This window comes from Amycolatopsis thailandensis (genome assembly GCF_002234405.1).
Lineage (GTDB): Bacteria > Actinomycetota > Actinomycetes > Mycobacteriales > Pseudonocardiaceae > Amycolatopsis > Amycolatopsis thailandensis.
The window spans coordinates 1-20,422 of sequence record NZ_NMQT01000070.1; the positions used below are offsets into that span (position 1 = coordinate 1).

Sequence of the window (20,422 nt, forward strand, 5' to 3'; positions counted from 1 at the left end):
TTGCATCGGGTCCGCCCCTCCCCGCGCTCATCGGCGCCCGGGACCTCGCCCGTCCCGGCGATGTGCGCGTCGAGCTCGGCGTCCAGCGCGGCCAGCGGATCCGTGGCGCGGTCGCCGGCGGCGGGTTCCGGGTCGCCGTCGGGGCACACGGCCTCGACCCGAACCGTCCCGGCCTCGTGCTCGGCCTGCGGCGGCACGACCGCCTCGACACGACCGGCCCGACGCTCGGCGGCCCAGTCCTGCGCACGCGCGACCCACGGCTCGACGCGGTCGGCGAGCATGTCGACGAACGCCCCGGCCCTCGTCGCCCACAGTTCGCGGCGGTCGGCCCAGCGGATCATCAGCTCGGCGTGGCGCCAGCGGCGTTCGATCGCCTTGACCTCGCGGCGTTTCCACGCCATCTGCAGTGTCCCGATCGCGGCGGGCATCCCACGGCGCACGATCACCGCGTGCAGCTCCGGCAGCTGCGAGATCTGCCCCGGCGACAGCACCGGAACCCGCTGCGGCGTGCGCCCGGTGACGTTGCCGTCGTTGTCCTCGGTGGCGACCATCTCGTGCCGGTCGGAAGTCAGCAGCGAATACGCCTGCAGATCGTCCGGGTCCTTCTGGTTGGCCAGCACCAGCAATGTCGAGGAGTTCGTCAGGATCGCCGCGCACCCCGTGTCGCCCCACCGCTTGCGCAGCTGCGCGCGGGACTGGGCTCCGATGTGGATGGTGATGTTGCGGCCACCCATGTCCGAGGTCCAGTTGTCCAACGGAACCGGGCAGATCAGCGCCGCCTCATCCAGCACCATCGTCAGCGCCGGGTCCAACCTGCCGCCCGGGGATTCGGAGGCGATCCGGCGGGCCTCGCGGGCGATGTGTGAGGTCAGCGCGGCCACCAGCGGGGCGGTGTGGCCTTCCTCGGCGCCGAGCATGTAGACGGTGCCGCGTGTGTCGAGCAGTTCGGCGACGTCGAACGCGCCACCCGTGGCCGCGGCCCTCGCGGTCGGGTCGGTCAGCCACCCCAGGGCGGGCATGATCGTGGTCGTGATCGACGAGCGGGTCCGGTCGTTCGTGGTCAGGAACTGCCGCGCGGTGGTCTCGAACGCCGGTTCCGGCGAGCGGCGCAGCAGCCGCAGCACTTCATCCGCCGCACCCTCCGGGTCCGCCACCCACGACTGCACATCCACCATGTCCAGGCCGCCCAGGGCGGCCGCGTGCATCAGCGTCGCCAAAGCGCGGCGGGCCTGCGACACCCAATGCTCCCGCTCGTCACTGCCGCCGTCGGGCAAGAGATCGGACGCGCGGTGCGTCGCGGTCACCGGGTTCTCGCACCCGGCCAGCGGGTCGAATGTGATCGTCGAGTCCAGCTTCCCCAGCCCCGACGGGTTGAACACGAACACCGGCCCGTGCTGCTGCTCGCGCAGCTGCGCGGTCAGCTCGATCAGGTCCGTCCGCGTGCTGGTGGCGATCACTGCGCCCGGGGCGTCGAGGATCCGGCACGCCAGCTCCCCCGTCTTCCCCGACCGCGGCCCACCCAGCCGCAACGTCACGTCCTCCACCGGCGACCAGATCCGCTGAAACCCCACCCGCGCCACCGCCGTCGCATACTCGCCCACCGGCACCCGGCGACGGGTCCACCACATCGCCCGCTTCAACCCCGGCTTCAGCACCTTCGCCTTACGCCGCATCGCCGACTTCGACGCCACCCGCCAGATCTGCCACCGCGACGCCACACCACCATTCCGGCGCGACCGACGCGACCACCTCCCGATCAACCCCGCCGAACCATTCCGGCCCCGCAGGCCCACAAACGCCGCGACCGCCAGCACCGGGCCACCGAACAGCAGACCCCACGGCCATACGTCGTAGCCCGGCGTCTCCTCGGGAACCCAGCCCGCGAACCAGACCGACAAGCCCGTCAGCCCGGCCGCGACGGTCACCAGCCGTGCCGCGTTCCCCTTCACCAGCTCCGCCAGACCGAACACGCCGGCCGCCACACCCGCGACCACGAACCACGGCCACACCACAGCCGCTTTCACATGCCAGTCACTCAGCAGATTCCCCAGCGCGATCAACACGACCGCCGTCAGAAGAGCCCCGAACGTGCGCATCAGGCCGCACCCCCAGCAGTTGCCGAGTCGCGCCAGCGAGTGGCCCAATCGGCGACGTCGACGCACTGGCCCATTGCCAACACGTCATTGATCAGGCGCTCGACGACGACGCGCGGCACGACGTAGCGTCCGCCGATCTTGAGCCCAGGGAAGCTGCCGGAACGCAGGTGGCGATACATCGTCGATTGGTCGAGGCGGAACAATCCGGCCGCCTCGGCAACGTTGTAGAAGGTCGGTTCGGTTCGAATCGATGCAGGTACGCGCGGGTTTTCTGCCGACCTGCCTGCCTGGAGTGCGTAGTTCACGTGAGAGCCCTTCGCCATCACCGGCGGCCACTCCGCCCGGTGTTTATGCCCCCTAAACACTTGAAGCCGCACTATAGGCGTCCGTGCGTTTAGGGGGGATAAACGGCACAGTAGGCCGCCTCGGCACGGGGTGTCAACCCCCTCTAAACTGTCCGCCATGGCGGATGTAGACGACTTCGACGCCGTACGCGGAGACCGCGACCCCATCCGCCGTGCGCGGCGCGCGGCCGAGCTGCAAACCCAGTACCAGCAGCGGGCCACGGAGCTGTCGCGCGTGCGCAAGGCGGCCATCGAGGAGGCGCACCGCGATCTGAACTTGAGTTACACCGAGATCGCGAAAGCGCTCGGCATCACGAAGGGGCGGATCACACAAATCCGAGGCAGCGCGCCCGCTCCGGAGCGCGCGTTCTTCGGCGTGGGACCGGTGAGCGTTGGAGTTCCGCTCCGGCATGGCACCGACCACCGGATGCGGACGTACGTCGACGCTGCGGACATGACTGCTCAAGCGCAGGCTGAAGGCATCCTTACAAGCCTCTCCCTGGTCGCCGAGACCTTCAACATCGAACCGGATCTGGAAACGCCGCCGGCGGGCGACGCGATCGTCATCTGTGGCCCGCGCTCAGCCCCTGTCGGATCGCGCCTCCTCGCCCAAGACGCCCATCTTGGCTTCACACGTGAGAACGAACGCTGGCGGATCGACGATCATGACTCGGGCGAACGCTACTTCTCACCTCGGCTCCAAGAGCCTCCTCGCGACGAAGAGTTCGGCTACTTCGCGCGTCACCGCGAGGGAGATCGCGTAGTGATCCACGTTGCGGGCATCACCGCGGTTGGCTCCAGTGGTGTACTGCACTATCTGCAAACGAACGTGAGAGACCTGTTCACGAAGCAAGGTGACGTCTCGTTCAGCATGATCGTCAAGTGCGGCTTTTCAAGCGACACAACGGTTACATCGAGCGAACTTGTTGCAGGCCCCTACAGGTGGTGACGCGAATGCGGACGGTTACAGCCCAGACGCCGCGCTCCTCGGAAAGCCAGGACCGAGTCGCAGCGAACGAGAACATGGCGCTCGTTCTCGATGGAGCCAGCGCGTTCGAACCCGTTGACGTATCGACTGGTCTCTACGTCGACCACCTCGCTGCGGCCATTAAAGCCCACCTCGAGCAGGAGCAGGACGTCGATCTGAGAACGGTCGTCGCTGGTGCGATCCGAGACACCGCAAGCAGACTCGGACTTCACCCGGGCAACTCGCCGTCCAGCACGGTCAGCTTGCTCCGCGCCCGCGAAAGGCATATTGACCTGCTCTGCTTGGGCGACAGCGCGATTTACTACGGTGCGGACAGCGATGAGGTCAGCATGCTGACCGACACTCGACTCTCAAAGCTTGGGATTCCTGAGCACCAGGCGTACCGCGAAAGAGTGGCAGCGGGCTACGGCTACGACTCTCGGCACCGCGAGTTGCTCGCGGCGTTGCAACGCGAGCAGCGGAAGCGGCGGAATCGCCCGGGCGGGTACTGGATAGCTGAGGCAGACCCAGATGCCGCGTTTGAGGCAATAGTGCGGACCGTTCCCCGGAAGGAAACCTCGTGGGCAGTGCTCGCGACCGACGGAGCTTATAGTCCAATGCTCCACTTAGGACTCGCGAACTGGGCACAATTGGCACACGGAAGTGAAGCTGAGCTGGGGAACTTGCTTGACATCTGCGCCGCTTGGGAGAAACGAGACGACCCGAACGGCCGCGCACTCCCGCGAGCGAAGGTCAGCGACGACAAGGCCTTGGCCGCAGTCGTTCTGTAAGCCCTAGTTGTCGGATGTGGACCCGGACCGCCGAAGCTTCGGCATCGTGCTACCGATCGTTTCCGCTGCGGCTTTGTCGGCAGCTCCGACCCACGCCGCGTAGTGCCGAAGCGTGGTGCTGCCGTCCCCATGTCCGAGTCGACCGGCTACCGTCCGAAGGTCCACGCCGGCGGTAAGCAGCTGGGTCGCTGAGTAGTGACGGAGTTCCTTGAGCTGCGTTTTCACGCCGAGCTTCCCGACGAGACGGCCATACCGGCGAGTTAGCGAACTGGGGTCCCGGGGCTTGCTGAAGTCAGGTTGCGCCGAGAAGACCCAGGTTTCTCCACTCAGCGCGAGCCCCAGGCTGGCCAGCTGCCGAATCGTCGCCGCCCTAAGCTGTTCGAGCAAGCGCACGGTCTCAGGGTCGAGCGAGACTCGTCTCCCCTGATGAGTCTTGGTGTCCTTGAGAATCATCCCGTCCGGCCCTCGGACGTAGTTCTCATCGAGGGTCACGACCGCTGCGTCGAGGTCGACGTCTTCCCACTGAAGCGCTGCGACCTCGCCGCGGCGAGCACCGGTCACTGCGGACAGCCAGACATACGTCCCCCACTCAAGGCTGACCTCGTGCGCAGCTTCGATGATTCGGGCCATCTCCTGACTCGACGGCGGGCGAGGTTGCGATTTCCGTTTAGTGGGCAAGCGAACACTCGGCGCCGGGTTGTACGGGATCCGCTTCCAACGCACTGCGGCACTTAGCGCGCCGCTAATGACTCCGTGGATCGAGCGAATCGAGGAGGTCGAGTAGGGCTTGCACACATGTGGCTGGCACTCAACCACTTCGCAGCCTGTCGATACGCAGTCGTGGTTAGCCAGTTCATCGGCAGTCGGTCGCCCAGCTCTCCGCCGATGTTTCATCACGACTCGACATTCGTGCTTTCCGGCGACTCGATGCTCGACGAACGGCTTCCCGTCGCAACGCTGTCGGCAGCGCCGCAGGTCCGCGTAGAACTTCTCCAGGCGCTCGGGCGCGTCTCGCATGAGCAGGACCAACGGAAGATCGCCGAGCACAGGACGAATGTGATCCCGGATCATCCACTCGTAGTTCATGCGGGTCGTGGGATCGATCTCCGCCTGCGGAAGCCACTGATCAAGGAGTGCACCAAAGGTCGACCTTGTCCGAGCGACCTTCAAGGAGTCTGCTTCATGCTGGAGCCGCGTCCGGACCTTCTCAGCTTCCTTCAGTGCTGCACGCTCGGACCGCTCGTTTCCCGGCCTCTCGATCGACACCGATTCCGTGAGAACGATCCGCTCCCCCGTCGCGGGGTCTTTCCCTGCGGACACTCGCACCTGGAAGGAGTCACGATGGCGGCGAATGCTGCCGCGCTGTCGCCCGCCCTCGATCGAACCCGTGGTCACCACGCATCTCAGGCTAGCAAGCCCGGTGGACCAAATTGTGGACCAAGATCCACTTCATGACACGCAAAGAGGACTTGCCTGAACCGGAATTGGCTGGTCAGAAAGAGGTTTGATCTTGAGCCGCCAAGGGGGCTCGAACCCCTGACCTTCTGTTTACAAGACAGATGCTCTACCAGCTGAGCTATAGCGGCCTTGCCCAGGACAGCCCGGGCGAGCCCAGTATATCGGCGCCCCCTCAACCCTCCGCAGGCCGCACCCAGGGCTCCCCGGCCACCGTCCGGAAGGCGTGCGCGAACGTCACGGCGGTCGCCGGATCGCGACGGTCGGCGACGTAGTGCCAGTTCATCCGAACGGCCTCCGGTGTCACTTCCAGGACGCAGGGCCCGTGCGAGTCGAGCTCGACGAAACGCACGTGCGGGTTCAGCGCGCGGATCGCGGCTTCGACCTTGAGCGAGCCGGTCCGCGGCGGGACGCCGAGCTGTTCGTCGATGTTGTCGGAGGTGACCGACGGGCAGACGAACTCCACCGCGACGCTCGTCCCGTCCTGCGGCACGTCGTTCGCCCAGGACGAGTGGACGTCGCCGGTCAGGAACACCGTGTTGCCCCGCCCTTGCGCGGCGATGGTGTCCAGGACGCGGCGGCGGTCGGCGGTGTAGCCGTCCCACTGGTCGGTGTTCACCGTGGTCGGCTGGCCGTCGAGCAGGCCGTCCAGGGCGAGTTTCTCGCGGCTGGGCAATGCGGGGATCTTCAGCGGCGTGACCATCACCGAATTGCCGATCAGGTTCCACGACGCCGTCCCGCGCGCGAGGCCGTCCAGGAACCAGCGCCGCTGCTCGGCGCCGAGGATCGTGCCCTCCACCGAAGATGAAGCCGGACCCGGCTGCTGGGTCCGGTAGGTCCGCAGGTCCAGCATGGTGAGGTCGGCCAGCCTCCCGAACTTCAGCCGCCGGTACAGCCGGTCGCCGCGATGCCGCACCGGCATCCATTCGAAGTACGCCTGGTGCGCCGCCCGCATCCGATCGCGCCAGCTGCCCTCGGTCGCCGGATCGTGTGACGGCGAGCCGCCGGACCAGGCGTTGTCGGCCGCCTCGTGGTCGTCCCAGGTGGCGATCATCGGATGGCGGGCGTGGAGCCGCCGCAACTGTTCGTCGGTCTTGTACATCGCGTGGCGTTGCCGGTAATCCGCCAGGGTGATCAACTCGTTGGGCGGTACCGAGGGCCGAAGATCACCAGCAGGGTTGGGATCTCCCTCGTAGAGGTAGTCACCCAGGTGAATGAAGGCGTCCAGATCGTCGCGGCCGGACAGATAGCCGTAGGGGGCGAAGTGACCGACAGCCCAGTTCGCACAAGAGACCACGCCGAACCGCAGCCTCGCGACGTCGTCGTCGTGCGAAGGCGCGGTGCGCGTCCGCCCGGTCGGCGAGACCCTCCCCTGAGACGTGAACCGGTACCAGTACCCGGTCGACGCGCGGAGCCCGCCGGCCGTCACCTTCACCGTGTGGTCGCACTCCGGCCCGGTCCGGACGTGACCGCGAGCGACGACGTCCGCGAATCCGGCGTCCTTCGCCACCTCCCACCGGACGTCCACCGCCACGCCTTTTCCGGATCCCGGAATCGCCTCGGGCGAGGGGGTGACCCGAGTCCAGAGAAGCACCGAATCGGGCATCGGGTCACCCGAGGCCACCCCGTGCGCGAAAACCGGGGGCTCCGCCCCGCTAGATGCACCCGAAAGGGTGAATGCCACCGCTGTCCCGGTCGTCGTGACACCGGCCGCGCGAAGGATGGATCGCCTGCTCAAAGAGGACGCCATGCCCGTCAGTGTGCCGCAGACCGGCGACGTCACGATGATCTTCCTCGGACGTGGCGGACGCCACTTCAAGTTTCCTGCAACAGTCAGGGCGCCGGCCCCGATGGTCCTCGGGAAAGTCCCTATGAGACGAGTGAGGAGGTGGATCGATCATGAAGATCAACGAGCACACCAAGAGGGCCCAGCGCGGCGAACGCGGTGTCGAAAAGAACCAGGACGAAACACCCGAACGCGGCGAATGGCTGCTGGAAGCGCCGCGCCAACGTGACGGAGAGCGATCGATCCACCAGGCTCGCTCGCACCGGCCGAACCTGCTGCGCCGCCGCGCCTGGCAAATCCTCGAAGCCCCGACGGCCGAGCAGCCCGCCGTCGACGGCGAAGAGGCGATGGGCCCGAAGCCGCCCGACGACACGACGGTCAACTTCGTCCTGGATCTCGTCCTGCGCATCGGCGAGGTCCAGATGTCCAGCGGCGCCGGCGCCTCCGACGTCACGGCGACGATCATCGCGCTGACCTCCGCGCTCGGCCTCCCGCACTGCGAGGTCGACGTGATCTTCACGTCGATCACGGTGACCTGCCACCGCGGCACCGACATGGCACCGGTGACGGCGCTGCGCGTGGTCCGCTCGCGCAGCCTCGACTACACGCGGCTCACCCAGACGGAGACCCTGGTCCGCCGGATCGTCCGCGGGAACATCGGCGCCGAAGAGGCCCAGCAGGAACTCCAGCGGATCACCACCGCGCCGCACCCGTACCCGCGTTGGGTGGCCACGGCCGCCTGGGGCGGGCTGGCCGCGTTCATCACCCTGATCCTCGGCGGCAGCATCGACGTCGCGCTGGTCGCGATGGTGATCAGCGCCGTCATCGACCGGCTCGGCCGCTTCCTGAACCGCTACGCGCTGCCCTTCTTCTTCCAGCAGGTGATCGGCGGCCTGGTCGCGACCTTGTCCGCGATGGCGATAGTCAGCAGCGGACTGCTCACCACGGACAAACCCACGCTGGTCGTCGCGGCGGCCGTCACCGTGCTGCTGTCCGGCCTTTCCACCGTCTCGGCCGTGCAGGACGCCATCACCGGCTACTACGTCACGGCGGCCGGGCGCACGATGGAAACGGCGCTGATGAGTGCCGGGCTGATCGCGGGCGTCGTACTCGCCCTGAAGATCGCGAAGCTGATCCAGATGCCACTCACCCCCCTGCCCGAGGTCGTCTCCTCGACGCCCCAGGACCTGCCGATCATCATCATCGGCAGCATCGGCGCTTCGGCCTGCTTCGCGTTCGCCTCGTATTCGACCCTGCGCGCGATGATCGTCGCGGGAGCGGCGGGCGCGGTCGGCGGCGCGGTCTACGGCGCCTTGATGGTGACCGGCTTCGAAGGCGTGAGCTCGTCGGCGATCGCCGCCACGCTGGTCGGATTCTGCGGCGGCGTGCTCGCCAGGCGGCTCAAGGTGACGCCCCTCGTGGTGGCTGTGTCCGGCATCACGCCCCTTCTCCCCGGTCTCTCCACCTATCGTGGTCTATACCAATTGGGCGTCGAGCCCGGCGGCAACATCTCGACGCTCATGACGGCCGTCGCCGTGGGCCTCGCCCTGGCAGCGGGCGTCGTGCTCGGCGAATACCTCGCGCAGCCGGTGCGCACGGGGCTCGGCAGGCTCGAACGCAAATTCGCCGGGCCGCGGATGGCGGGGCCGATGGAACCCGCCGAACGACGCTTGGAGTGATCGCTCGGCCACCGGCCCGCGACCTCCTCGCGCGATAGGGTTTCCCCTTAGGGCAGCGACCCGCGAGTTTGAGGGAGCGGCTGGTGGACGAAGCAATGGCCGAGACGAGCAGGACGGCCTCCGCGGATTTCGTGGTGGTGGCGAACCGGCTCCCGGTGGACCTCGAACGGACCGCCGACGGGAGCAGGCGGTGGACGGCGAGCCCCGGCGGACTGGTGTCCGCGCTCGAACCGTTCCTCCGGTCCCGCAAGGGTGCCTGGGTCGGCTGGCCGGGTGTGCCCGACGTCGAGGTCGACGAGTTCGACGACGACGGCCTGGTTCTGCACCCGGTCTCCCTGACCTCGGACGACGTCCGCGACTACTACGAGGGTTTCTCCAACGCGACGCTCTGGCCGCTGTACCACGACGTGGTGGCGCGGCCGGTGTTCGACCGGAGCTGGTGGGAGTCCTACGTCCGGGTGAACAAGCGCTTCGCCGAGGCGAGCGCGAAGGTCGCCGCCGAGGGCGCGACCGTGTGGATCCAGGACTACCAGCTCCAGCTGGTCCCGGCGATGCTCCGCGAACTGCGCCCGGATCTCCGGATCGGGTTCTTCCTGCACATCCCGTTTCCCCCGGTCGAGTTGTTCATGCAGATGCCGTGGCGGACCGAGATCGTCCGCGGCCTGGTCGGCGCCGACCTCGTCGGTTTCCACCGGCCGGGTGGCGCGCAGAACTTCCTCTGGCTGGCGCGGCAGCTGGCCGGTCTCGAATCCAGCCGCGGCGCGGTCGGCATCCGCACCCGCCCCGGCCTGATGCAGGTCGGCGACCGCACGGTCCGGGTCGGCGCGTTCCCGATCTCCATCGACGCCATCGGCCTCGACAAACTCGCGAAGACCAAGGGCGTCGCCGAACGCGCCGCCCAGCTGCGGCACGACCTGGGCAACCCGAAGAAGGTCCTGCTCGGCGTCGACAGGCTCGACTACACCAAGGGCATCGACCTGCGGTTGCAGGCACTGCACGAGCTGCTGCACGAAGGCCGCGTCCGTCCGGAGGACGTCACGTTCGTCCAGCTGGCCACCCCGAGCCGCGAACGCGTCGAGCACTACCAGCGGATGCGCGGCGACATCGAGCAGATGGTCGGACGGATCAACGGCGAATTCGCCCGCGTGGGTCACCCGGTCGTGCATTATCTGCACCAGTCCGTGAACCGGACGGAGCTGGCCGCGTTCTTTTCGGCGGCCGATGTCATGGTGGTGACCCCCCTGCGTGACGGGATGAACCTCGTCTGCAAGGAGTACGTCGCCTGCCGCCACGACCTGGGCGGCTCGCTCGTGCTTTCGGAGTTCGCCGGCGCCGCGGCGGAGCTGACCAGTGCGCTACTGGTCAACCCGCATGACCTGGACGGGGTGAAGAACGCCTTGGAGACAGCCATTACGCTCGACCCCGCAGAGGGCCGCCGCCGTATGCGCGCCATGCGTCGCCAAGTCCTCACGCACGACGTCGACCGCTGGGCGCGCTCTTTCCTCCAGGCGCTCGGTGCCGAACCGGCCGACTGAGACTTCCCCCATACCCCGCATAGCTCGAGGAGAATCGTTGACCGCCGAGGCACTGCCCGCCGAGCTGCGGCGAGCGATCGTTCAGGTCGCCCGCACGCCGCGGCTGCTGGTCGCCTGCGACTACGACGGCACGCTGGCTCCGATCACGGCCAACCCGGACGAAGCCCGGCCGCTGCCCGAATCGGTAGGCGCACTCAGGTCGCTCGCAGGCCTGCACGAGACGACCACCGCGGTCATCTCCGGCCGCGCGTTGCGCGATCTCGCCACCCTGTCCCGTCTCCCCGCCGAAGTGAACTTGGTCGGCAGCCACGGATCCGAGTTCGACATCGGCTTCATCCACGCGCTCGACGACAAGGCCCGCGAGCTCCACAGACGACTCGAAGCCGAGCTGGAAGACCTGGTGCTCGACGTGCCGGGCGTCTCGCTCGAGGTCAAGCCCGCGAGCATCGCGGTGCACGTCCGCCGGGCCGAGCACGAGGCGGGCCGCCGCGTCCTGCGCGATGTCCACAATGGACCTTCGAAGTGGGAGGGCGTGTCCACGACCGACGGCAAGGAGGTCGTCGAGCTCGCGGTCGTCCAGACGGACAAGGGCCGCGCGCTGGACACCCTGCGCCACCAGGTCGGCGCGACCGCGGCGGTCTTCCTGGGCGACGACGTCACCGACGAGAAGGCGTTCGCCCGGATCTCCGGACCGGACCTCGGCGTGAAGGTCGGCGAGGGCGAAAGCCTCGCGCAGTACCGCGTCCCGGACACCGTCGACGTCGCGATGGCGCTCGCCTTCCTGCTCGAAGAGCGGCGCAACTGGCTCTACGGCGAGCAGGCGCCGCCGATCGAGCGGCTTTCCTTGCTGGCCAACGAACGATCGGTCGCGCTCGTCACGCCGGACGCCCGGCTGACCTGGCTGTGCCACCCCGGCCCCGACGCGCCCGCGGTGTTCGCGGACCTGCTGGGCGGCGCCGGCGCGGGACACTTCTCGATCAAGCCGCATCGCAACGGCCTGCCGCTCGGGCAGCGCTACCTGCCGAACACGATGACGGTCGAGACCCGCTGGTCCCGGCTGCTCGTCACCGACTACCTCGAACCGGAGAGCCCCGCGCACCGCACGGATCTCGTCCGGGTGATCTCGGGCGAGACGGCGGCGGAGGTCGTGTTCGCGCCGCGGCCCGAATTCGGTGGCGTGCCGGTGAAACTGGTCGCCGAGGGCGACGGGATCCTGGTCCAGGGCACCTCGGAGCCGTTCGCGCTGCGCTCGCCGGGCGTGAAGTGGGAAATCACCTCCGACGGCATGAACGACACCGCGTCGGCGCTCGTCACCCCCACTCCCGAGAACCCGGTGGTGCTCGAACTCCGTTGCGGCACCTCGGATCTCGGCGCGCACGAACTGTCCGAAGTGGAGCGACGGTCCCGGGCGGGCGACTACTGGAGCACCTGGGCGCAGACGCTCAAACTGCCCAGCGTCCAGACCGACCTCGTCGGCCGCTCGGCGCTGACGCTGCGCGGGCTCGTCAACACCGACACCGGCGGCGTGCTCGCGGCGGCGACGTCGTCGCTGCCGGAGGAGATCGGCGGCGTCCGCAACTGGGACTACCGGTACTGCTGGATCCGCGACGCGGCCATGACCGTGCGCGAGCTGGTCCACCTCGGCTCGACCGAAGAGGCGGAAGGCTACCTCCGCTGGCTGCACGGCGTGCTGGCCACGTTGGCCGGTCCGGAACGGCTGCACCCGCTGTACACCCTGTCCGGCAGCGTGATCGGTGCCGAAGCGGTCATCGAATCGCTGCCCGGGTACGCCGGTTCGCGGCCGGTCCGCGTCGGCAACCTGGCGAACCACCAGGTGCAGCTGGACGTCTTCGGCCCGGTCGTCGAACTCGTGCAGACGCTGGCGGAAGCGCGCGGCGGGCTGCGCGACGAGGACTGGCAGCTGGTGCGCGCGATGGCCGAGGCCGTCACGCGGCGCTGGAACGAGCCGGACCACGGCATCTGGGAGGAGCGGCACGTGCCGCGCCACCGGGTGTACTCGCGGGTGATGTGCTGGGTGACCATCGACAGGGCGATCAAGCTGGGCGAAGTCTACGGCCGTCAGGTGCCGGGCGCGTGGCCTTCGCTGCGTGACGAGATCTCCGCCGACGTGCTGTCGAAGGGCTGGAACGAAGAGGTCCAGGCCTTCACCACCGCCTACGACGGAACGGATCTCGACGCCGCGTCACTGTTCGTCGGGCTGACCGGGCTGATCGATCCGGCCGACCCGCGGTTCCAGTCGACGGTGACCGCGATCGAGGCGGAACTGCGCAGTGGGTCCACTGTGTACCGATACCGCCGCGACGACGGCCTCCCCGGCGGCGAGGGCGGCTTCCACATCTGCGCGGCCTGGCTCATCGAGGCGTACCTGCTCACCGGGCGGCGCACCGAGGCCGAGGAGCTGTTCACGCAGATCGTCGACGCCGCGGGCCCGACCGGCCTGCTGCCCGAGCAGTACGACCCGATCGCGGAACGCTCGCTGGGCAACCACCCGCAGGCGTACTCGCACATCGGGCTGATCCGCTGCGCGAACCTGCTGTCCAAGTAGAGAAGTACATGAAGGCCCCCTTGCTTGCGCCTGGCGCAAGCAAGGGGGCCTTCATGTACTTGGAGGCGTCGCGCCGGCTGCTGTCCAAGGGGGCGTGGCCTTCGCCTTCTCGGGAGAACGAAAGTCACAGACGAACAACCGGCGCGACGGGCTTGGGGAAGGTCAGGTACCGCTGATCAGGCGCAGGGCCAGATCGGAGCTGAACTGACCGGCTTCGACGTTCGGCGCGATCCCGCACTTGCCGTCGGAGTCACCGGGCACCTTGACCCAGAGCAGCATCTCGGCGCCGCCACCGGTCTGCGAGGGCGTCCCGAGCTTGCGACCGACCGGGTTGCACCACTCGGAACCCTTGGGGCCGTTGCCGTTGCGGCTCGTGTCGATGACGAACGGCTTGGTGTAGCCGTACTTGCTCGACAGCGCGGCGCTGACAGCCTTGCCGTAGTTCGCCGAGTCGGTGGTGGTCTTGTAGTTCGACACGTTGATCGCGAGACCGCGGATCGACTTCACCCCGACGGCGTTGAGCCGGTCGGCCATGGTCGCGGCGGGGATCCAGGTCGAGTTGCCGCCGTCCATGTACGCCCAGGTGTTCGGGGCCTTGGCGGCGAACTGCTCCGCGGCGTACTTGAGCAGGTCGAGGCGGGTCTGGCGCTCACCGGTGGGCAGGCAGTCGACCTGCGCCAGCGCGTCCGGCTCGATGACGACGACCGCGGGCTTGCCGCCGATGCCGTCGGCGAAGTTCGAGATCCAGGTCCGGTACGCCTCCGGGCTGCCCGCGCCGCCACCGGAGTGACCGCCGCAGTCACGGCCGGGGATGTTGTAGGCGACCAGGATCGGCAGCTTGTCGGCGACGTCGGCGGCGTAGGTGTAGCCGTCGACGGCCTTCTTGACGTCTCCGCTCCAGTTGCCGAACCAGCGCGCGCCCGCCTTGGTGGAGATGGCGGCCTTGATCTTGTCGGCGGTGCTGCCCGGGTGGTCCTTCACCCAGACCGCGGGGTTGGAGTTCGGGTCGACATAGAAGCCGTTGGTCTTCTCAAGGGGGTTGCCGTCGGCGGCCTGAGCCGGGGCGGCGATGAGGGCCAGCAACGAGGCGGCCAGCAGACCGAGCGTCTTGATGCGCATGCCAGGACCCTCTCGCCCGCCCATACAAGATCCGTACAAAACCACGCGTTTCGCCCGCTGAACGCGGTCGTTCGCTTGCCCGGCTACCGCGATCAGTCGCCTGCTCGCGCGATCAGTCGACTGCTTGCGGCCCTCCCTCGCCGGCCGGCGACGTTGCGTCGGAGGTCCGTGAAGGCCCCCTTGCCTACCCTGAAGGTAGTGAAGGAGGCCTTCACGGAATGCCCGGTCGTCACAGGCACCCCAGGGACCTCGGCGGTCACCGTCGAAGCACGTGAAGGCCCCCTTCACATGGCTGCGCGAAGGAAACTCGACCTTCCTCTCCTCGCACCCCGAGACCATCGCATTCAGTCCTCTGAATGCGATAGTTGGCAACGCGAACTACCGCGTTCAGAGGACGAAACGCGACATGGATCAGGCCGAGTAACCCTTCGGCGGGATCAGGGTGGCGAGCTGGTTGAAGGTGAGCCAGTAGATCTGGTTGCCGCCGAAGTTGGCCGGGTCGGCGATCTTCACCGTCATGTTGTCGCTGTTGTAGCCGATGATCGTGAAGTAGTGGTAGATCGTGTAGTTCGGGTAACCCGGCGGGTGGTTGTTCGCCGGGGCGACGATGTTCGCGACGAGCGCGTAGCCCTTGTCGACGTCCAGCACGATGTCGCGCCATAGGAGATCGCGCTGCGCCTGGGTCGGCGGGTCGTTCGGCATCTCCTTGGTCTCGTACCAGCCGCCGCCGATGTGCGCGTTGAGGACGCGGGTGACCTGGCCGATCCAGTCGGTGCCGTTGGTGGTGGTCGGGAGCTCGTTCGCGAGCTGTTGCTGGCTCGGCGGGTTGCCGTTCTTGGCCGAGATGGCGATCCGGGTGGCGGCCGGGCCGCACCAGTACCCGGTCTCCTGGATCTGGTACTGGATGTTGAGCTCGGCGGCCGCCCTGACCCCTTCGACCTTGGCGGGCGGCGCCATCGACTTCACGAAGTCGGGCGCGGGTACGACGTTTTCGGATTGAGCGACGGCCACCGCCGGAGCGGTGATCAGTGCGGACACCGCCAGCGCGGCGACGACCGCGGTCCTGAGTCGACGCATGGTAATCCTTCCCCAGTTTCACTTTTCAATGGTGAATAGTGAACAGAATCGCCCGCCCGGCCGCTTTTGTCTTGATCTCGACCTGCGTCTTCCCCGATCGGCTCACGACGAAAGTAGGATCGGATGAACGCTTCGGGGGCCTTCGGGCAATAGCGATCGTGCAGGCGATGAAGAACGATCACGAGCAAGCCGGCTCGCACGGGCAGGACAGACCGGATCTCGGCGGTCCGGACCCCGCACCCGTCTTCGGCATGCTCTTCGACGCCCACGCGGCCCCGCTGCAGCGCTATCTCGCGCGCCGCGTCGGCGCCGAGACCGCGCACGATCTCGTCGCCGAAACGTTCCTCGTGGCGCTCCGGCGGCGGGAGACGTACCGCCCTGAGGCCGGGACGGCGCGCGCGTGGCTCTACGGCATCGCGACCAACCTGCTCCGGCACCACGTCCGCACCGAGACCCGCGCGCTCAACGCGACGGCGCGCCTCGCCGCCGCCGACCAGATGGTCGCGGCCGGGCACGACGGCCGCGTCGCCGAGCGGGTCGACGCGCAGTCCCGCGCGGCCCAGCTGGCTGGCGCGCTGGCCGAACTGAGCGTCGCGGACCGCGACACCCTGCTGCTGGTCTCCTGGGCGGGCCTGGACCCCGGCGAGGTGGCCGAGGCGCTGGGAATTCCCGCCGGCACCGTCAGATCGCGGCTGCACCGGATCAGAAGATGGTTGCGCGCCAACGCGCCGGAGATAACCACCGAGTCCACAAAGGACAATTCGAGGCGAACGGAGGAGGGCGAAAGTGCACGGCGATAGCATCAGGAAGGTGTGGTCCGACGCCGAACTCGACGAGGCGCTGGCCGACCTCCATTCCGAAACGGAAACCCGGCCGGACGAGCTTTCCCGCGCCAAGGCCGCGCTCCTTCGCGCGGCGGGCGAGGCCGAGGGCGAACTCCGCCCCATGGCGGCGCCTCCGGTAAAAAAACGTCCCGGCGCGTGGCGATGGATCGCGGCCGCGGCCGCCGCCGCGCTGGTCTCCGGTGGGGGAATCGTGGCCACGAACGTCTTCACCGGCGTCGACGGCCCGGACCCCGCGGCCCCCGTGACCGTCGCCCCGGACGATGACGTGCTCAAGGACCTCCGCGGCGCCGACCTCCCGCTGGCGGGCAAGCAGTACTGGCTCTCCACCGAATCGGTCTGGACGACGCGGATCGGCAAGAACAGCGGGGTGATCTACCAGACGCACGAGATCCACGAGCGGTGGCTGCCCTCGGACTGGTCCCTCCGGCACATGACACGGTTCACCGGGACCGGCGAGGTCCGCTGGATCAAGGGCGACTACGAGACGGCCAAGTCCAAGGGCGATCTGATCCCCGGCGCGCAGGTCGTCACCGGTTGGGAAGGCGCCCACCAGCCGCCGTCGGGCGGGCCGGCCTCGACCTCGGAAGCCCCGCCCCGGCCGGGTTCGACCACGACGAGTTCGCCGCCGGAAGCACCTGTCTCGACCCAGCGGGACAAGCCCACGCAGACCAGCTGGATGATCCTGGACAAGGAATTCCTCGAGGCGCTTCCCACCGACCCGGCGAAGCTGCTCGAACGGCTGCGCGGCGACAACCGGGACCGCGAGGCGAACACGCCGCCCAAGATGTTCGACATGGCCCTCAGCGTCCTGCGTTCGTCGCACGGCTACGGCGATCTTCGCGTGGCACTGTGCAAGGCGCTCGCGAAGGCCCCGGGGATCACGCTCGAAACGAACGTGATCACCCCCGACCGCCGACCGGCCATCTCGTTCTCGGTCCGGGAGAGCGACCGGGTCAAGACGTTCGTCGTGGACCTGACCACGGCGCACGTCACGAGCTACGGCGCCGCCCGGAACCGGTCCGACCCCGACTTCCCGGGGCTGACGCTGTTCGACACGACAGTGACGACGCAGGTGACCGACCGGGAGGGTCCCTAACGAGCGTGCTTGGCTGCGTTGAGCGCGCTTCCGACGTCACCGACCTCCAGGACGCGGATGCCCGGCGGGATCTTGCCGGAGTCCGGCGGCACCAGCGCGTAGGTGAAGCCGAGCCGGGCGGCCTCCGCGAGCCGCCGCCCGACGCTCGGCACCCGCCGGACCTCACCGGAGAGCCCGACCTCGCCCATCGCGACCAGCTTGGGCGAGAGCGGGGTGTCCCTCGCCGAGGAGATCAGTGCCAGCACCACCGCGAGGTCGATGCCGGGTTCGGTGATCTTCATGCCGCCGACCGTCGCGACGTAGACGTCCTTGTCGCCGACCTTGATGTTCGCCCGCTTCTCGACCACGGCCAGCACCATCGCGACGCGCGCCGAATCGAGACCGCTCACCGCGCGCCGGGGCTGCGGCGACTGGGTCGACGAAACGAGCGCCTGCACCTCGCCCAGCAGCGGCCGCTTGCCCTCCATGGTGACCGTGACGGCGGTGCCCGCGACCGGTTCGGCGGTGTGGCTGAGGAACAGCCCCGACGGGTCGGGCACGCCGACGATGCCCTCCTCGACCAGTTCGAAGCAGCCGATCTCGTCGGCGGCGCCGAAGCGGTTCTTGATGCCGCGCAGCATGCGCAGCGTCGAATGCTTGTCGCCTTCGAACTGGAGGACGACGTCGACCAGGTGCTCCAGCACGCGCGGCCCGGCGACCGAACCGTCCTTCGTGACGTGACCGACCAGCACGATCGGCAGCCCGCGTTCCTTGGCCAGCGCGACCAGCCCGGAAGTGACCGCGCGGACCTGGGTGACCCCGCCCGGCGCGCCCTCCACCTGCGGCGAGGCCATGGTCTGGACCGAGTCGACGATCAGCACACCCGGCTTGACCGCGTCGACGTGGCCGAGGATCGCGGAGAGGTCGCTCTCGGCCGCGAGGAACATCTCGTCGTGGACGTTGCCGGTGCGTTCGGCGCGCAGGCGCACCTGTCCCGCCGACTCCTCGCCCGTGACGTACAGCGCGCGGCCCGCGGTGGCCGCCCATTGGTAGGCGACCTCCAGCAGAAGGGTCGACTTGCCGACACCGGGCTCGCCGGCGAGCAGGATGACCGCGCCCGGCACGAATCCGCCGCCGAGCACCCTGTCCAGTTCGGAGACTCCGGTGGGCTTGGCCCGCGCCGTCTCGACGTCGACCTCGCCGATCGGGCGCGCGGGAGCGCTGGGCGCGCCGGCGGCGACCCTGGCTATCGCGGGGCGGGCGTCGCCGCGTTCCTCCAGGGTTCCCCACGCCTGACATTCGGGGCAGCGCCCGACCCACTTCGGCGCTTCGTACCCGCACTCACCGCAGCGGTAGGTGCTGCCTTTCTTGACCACTCCGCGAGGCTAGCGGCCACCACCGACAAACCCGGGGAACCCCGCCCGCCCGGCGGGCTGAAGGGGCCCTTCATCTCATCTGACGCAGCGAAGGGGCCCTTCACCGCATCGCATGCGGTGAAGGGCCCCTTCAGCCCGGCTTCTGAGACTTAGTGCCCGCCGCCCTTGGCTTCCTTCTCCGGCGCCGGGGCCCGGCTGCCCGGGTGCGACGGCGCCGCGACCGGCAGCTCCAGCGTGACCGAACCGGAGTTCTTGAAGACGAAGGTGACCTTGATCGTCTGGCCCGCCCACACCGGCTGCTTCAGCCCCTGGAGCACGATCGTGGCCTTGCCCACCTCGTCCGGCGCGGCGGACGACTCCGGGCCCGCGGACGGCGTGACCGTCCCGGCCACGCTCGACGACGGGGCGCCGGACGCGCTGCTCGAAGGAGCGCCCGAGGACGACGGCGCACCTGAAGACGGCGGCGCGGAGGAGGGGGCGCTGGTCGGCGCGGCCTCCTTGGTCGACTCGACCGAGTCGGCCGGGCCGATCACGAGCGCGTGGCTCGCGACGACGGTCTTGGCGCCGGTGATCTTGGCGTCACCGGTGGCGGCTTCGGAGGAGACCGAGACGAGCTCGTCGTCCTGCTTGCCCTGGTTCACGATGGTCAGCGTCAGCGGCACGGCGGCACCGGCCGGGTACGCCTGGCCTTCGGTGGGGAACTGGAGCGCGGCGTTCCGCAGCACCAGGTCCTTCGCCTGCGCGTACGTCCCGTTGACCGCGGGCTGCTGCGAGTCGGTCTGGGTGATCTGACCAGCACCGCAGCCGGCGAGCACGAGCGCGGCGCCGAGCGCCAGCACACCTGCGCCGAACACGCGACGATTCTGCAGCCTCACGTCGGAGTCCTTCCATCTCACGGCCTCTTCACCGCGAAGACTAGCCGGGCGGCTTCGCGGGCGGAGAACCCGGTGCGTGTTGACACGCCACCAATGCGGTGACGTGCCCAAGATCAACCGTCCACAAAGGATTTGGAAATCGTTCGCTTCTCACCTGCATGAGCACGGGCGAATTGGGTTTGTCAACCCCCGGGCGGACCACCGTCAGGCCGCTGACCTGCGACGACGATCGCGGGCCGCTAGGTGGGCCTCGTCGGCACGTGCTAAGATGAATTCAGCGAAAGGGGCAGAGGACACATGGTTTTCAAGGTCGGAGAGACCGTCGTCTACCCGCACCACGGTGCCGCACTCATCGAAGCCATCGAGACCCGCGTGATCAAGGGCGAGGAGAAGAAGTACCTCGTCCTCAAAGTCGCGCAAGGGGATCTTACGGTTCGCGTGCCCGCTGACAACGCCGAGATCGTCGGTGTTCGTGATGTCGTCGGGCAAGAAGGACTGGACAAGGTTTTCGACGTTCTGCGTGCTCCGCACACCGAAGAGCCCACGAACTGGTCTCGTCGGTACAAGGCCAACCTCGAGAAACTCGCCTCCGGCGATGTGAACAAGGTGGCCGAAGTGGTGCGCGACCTCTGGCGGCGAGAGAAGGACCGCGGACTTTCAGCCGGCGAGAAGCGCATGCTGGCGAAGGCGCGGCAAATTCTGGTCAGCGAGCTCGCGCTCGCGGAGGGCACCGACGAGGACAAGGCTGAAGTCCTCCTCGACGAAGTTCTGGAAACCGCGGCAGTCTGAACCGGCGGATGTCCCACGCCAGGTGAGGCTGCGGGGGATACCACTAC

The 20,422-nt window shown here is 68.3% G+C and carries 16 protein-coding genes and 1 tRNA gene; 8 read left to right on the plus strand and 9 right to left on the minus strand.

Features of this window, described 5'->3' with window-relative positions; genetic code table 11:
* Together CFP71_RS19880 and CFP71_RS44225 are read right to left on the minus strand one after the other, a co-directional pair.
* Positions 1-2,096, minus strand: a 2,096-nt coding sequence (locus tag CFP71_RS19880; RefSeq protein WP_143267125.1) for a type IV secretory system conjugative DNA transfer family protein, incomplete at its 3' end; no start/stop codon positions are given.
* The gene (locus CFP71_RS44225; protein ID WP_167406197.1) at positions 2,096-2,401 is read right to left on the minus strand and encodes a helix-turn-helix domain-containing protein; all 306 of its coding nucleotides are present in this window, start codon (positions 2,399-2,401) and stop codon (positions 2,096-2,098) included. The genes CFP71_RS19880 and CFP71_RS44225, both read right to left, overlap by 1 nt.
* Before the next feature lie 157 nt (positions 2,402-2,558).
* Between CFP71_RS44225 and CFP71_RS19890 the strand changes: the two genes are divergently transcribed.
* Positions 2,559-3,389: a hypothetical protein gene (locus CFP71_RS19890; RefSeq protein WP_093935372.1), complete on the plus strand. Its 831-nt coding sequence runs from the start codon at positions 2,559-2,561 to the stop codon at positions 3,387-3,389.
* A gap of 5 nt (positions 3,390-3,394) precedes the next feature.
* Positions 3,395-4,198: a protein phosphatase 2C domain-containing protein gene (locus tag CFP71_RS19895; RefSeq protein WP_093935373.1), complete on the plus strand. Its 804-nt coding sequence runs from the start codon at positions 3,395-3,397 to the stop codon at positions 4,196-4,198.
* Positions 4,199-4,201: 3 nt separating this feature from the next.
* Here CFP71_RS19895 and CFP71_RS19900 read toward each other — a convergent pair whose 3' ends face one another.
* From CFP71_RS19900 to CFP71_RS19910, 3 genes are all read right to left on the minus strand, one after another.
* Positions 4,202-5,596: a site-specific integrase gene (locus CFP71_RS19900; RefSeq protein WP_244199755.1), complete on the minus strand. Its 1,395-nt coding sequence runs from the start codon at positions 5,594-5,596 to the stop codon at positions 4,202-4,204.
* A gap of 115 nt (positions 5,597-5,711) precedes the next feature.
* Positions 5,712-5,784: transfer RNA gene (locus tag CFP71_RS19905), tRNA-Thr, on the minus strand.
* 44 nt (positions 5,785-5,828) lie between these two features.
* Positions 5,829-7,403, minus strand: a complete 1,575-nt coding sequence (locus CFP71_RS19910; protein ID WP_425266628.1) for an alkaline phosphatase D family protein — start codon at positions 7,401-7,403, stop codon at positions 5,829-5,831.
* Between the two features lie 149 nt (positions 7,404-7,552).
* Here CFP71_RS19910 and CFP71_RS19915 point away from each other — a divergent pair, with 149 nt between their 5' ends.
* From CFP71_RS19915 to otsB, 3 genes are all read left to right on the plus strand, one after another.
* A complete protein-coding gene (locus CFP71_RS19915; RefSeq protein ID WP_093935374.1) occupies positions 7,553-9,118 on the plus strand; it encodes a threonine/serine exporter family protein in 1,566 nt (521 codons plus the stop codon).
* 95 nt (positions 9,119-9,213) lie between these two features.
* Positions 9,214-10,653 (plus strand): alpha,alpha-trehalose-phosphate synthase (UDP-forming), encoded by a 1,440-nt coding sequence (locus CFP71_RS19920; RefSeq protein ID WP_093935375.1) that lies wholly within the window; start codon positions 9,214-9,216, stop codon positions 10,651-10,653.
* 37 nt (positions 10,654-10,690) lie between these two features.
* Positions 10,691-13,219, plus strand: a complete 2,529-nt coding sequence (gene otsB / locus CFP71_RS19925; RefSeq protein WP_093935376.1) for a trehalose-phosphatase — start codon at positions 10,691-10,693, stop codon at positions 13,217-13,219.
* 162 nt (positions 13,220-13,381) lie between these two features.
* On the opposite strand, the gene CFP71_RS19930 is transcribed toward otsB, so the two are convergent.
* Both CFP71_RS19930 and CFP71_RS19935 read right to left on the minus strand, forming a co-directional pair.
* A complete protein-coding gene (locus CFP71_RS19930; protein WP_093935377.1) occupies positions 13,382-14,338 on the minus strand; it encodes a glycoside hydrolase family 6 protein in 957 nt (318 codons plus the stop codon).
* A 411-nt stretch (positions 14,339-14,749) separates the two neighbouring features.
* Positions 14,750-15,415: a C39 family peptidase gene (locus CFP71_RS19935; RefSeq protein WP_005165246.1), complete on the minus strand. Its 666-nt coding sequence runs from the start codon at positions 15,413-15,415 to the stop codon at positions 14,750-14,752.
* A 158-nt stretch (positions 15,416-15,573) separates the two neighbouring features.
* Between CFP71_RS19935 and CFP71_RS19940 the strand changes: the two genes are divergently transcribed.
* Positions 15,574-16,215 (plus strand): RNA polymerase sigma factor, encoded by a 642-nt coding sequence (locus tag CFP71_RS19940; protein WP_093935378.1) that lies wholly within the window; start codon positions 15,574-15,576, stop codon positions 16,213-16,215.
* On the plus strand, positions 16,202-17,356 hold the full coding sequence (locus CFP71_RS19945; RefSeq protein WP_167406198.1) for a hypothetical protein: 1,155 nt from the start codon (positions 16,202-16,204) through the stop codon (positions 17,354-17,356). The genes CFP71_RS19940 and CFP71_RS19945 overlap by 14 nt, the downstream gene beginning before the upstream one ends.
* Here CFP71_RS19945 and radA read toward each other — a convergent pair.
* Positions 17,353-18,711 carry a DNA repair protein RadA gene (gene radA / locus CFP71_RS19950; protein ID WP_093935379.1) on the minus strand — a complete coding sequence of 453 codons (1,359 nt, stop codon included), beginning with the start codon at positions 18,709-18,711 and terminating at the stop codon, positions 17,353-17,355. The two genes, CFP71_RS19945 and radA, sit on opposite strands and share 4 nt — an antisense overlap.
* Before the next feature lie 149 nt (positions 18,712-18,860).
* Positions 18,861-19,586 carry a copper chaperone PCu(A)C domain-containing protein gene (locus CFP71_RS19955; RefSeq protein WP_093935421.1) on the minus strand — a complete coding sequence of 242 codons (726 nt, stop codon included), beginning with the start codon at positions 19,584-19,586 and terminating at the stop codon, positions 18,861-18,863.
* Positions 19,587-19,883: 297 nt separating this feature from the next.
* Between CFP71_RS19955 and CFP71_RS19960 the strand changes: the two genes are divergently transcribed.
* Positions 19,884-20,375, plus strand: coding sequence for a CarD family transcriptional regulator (locus CFP71_RS19960; RefSeq protein ID WP_005165253.1), 492 nt, complete (start codon positions 19,884-19,886; stop codon positions 20,373-20,375).
* Positions 20,376-20,422: the final 47 nt, after the last annotated feature.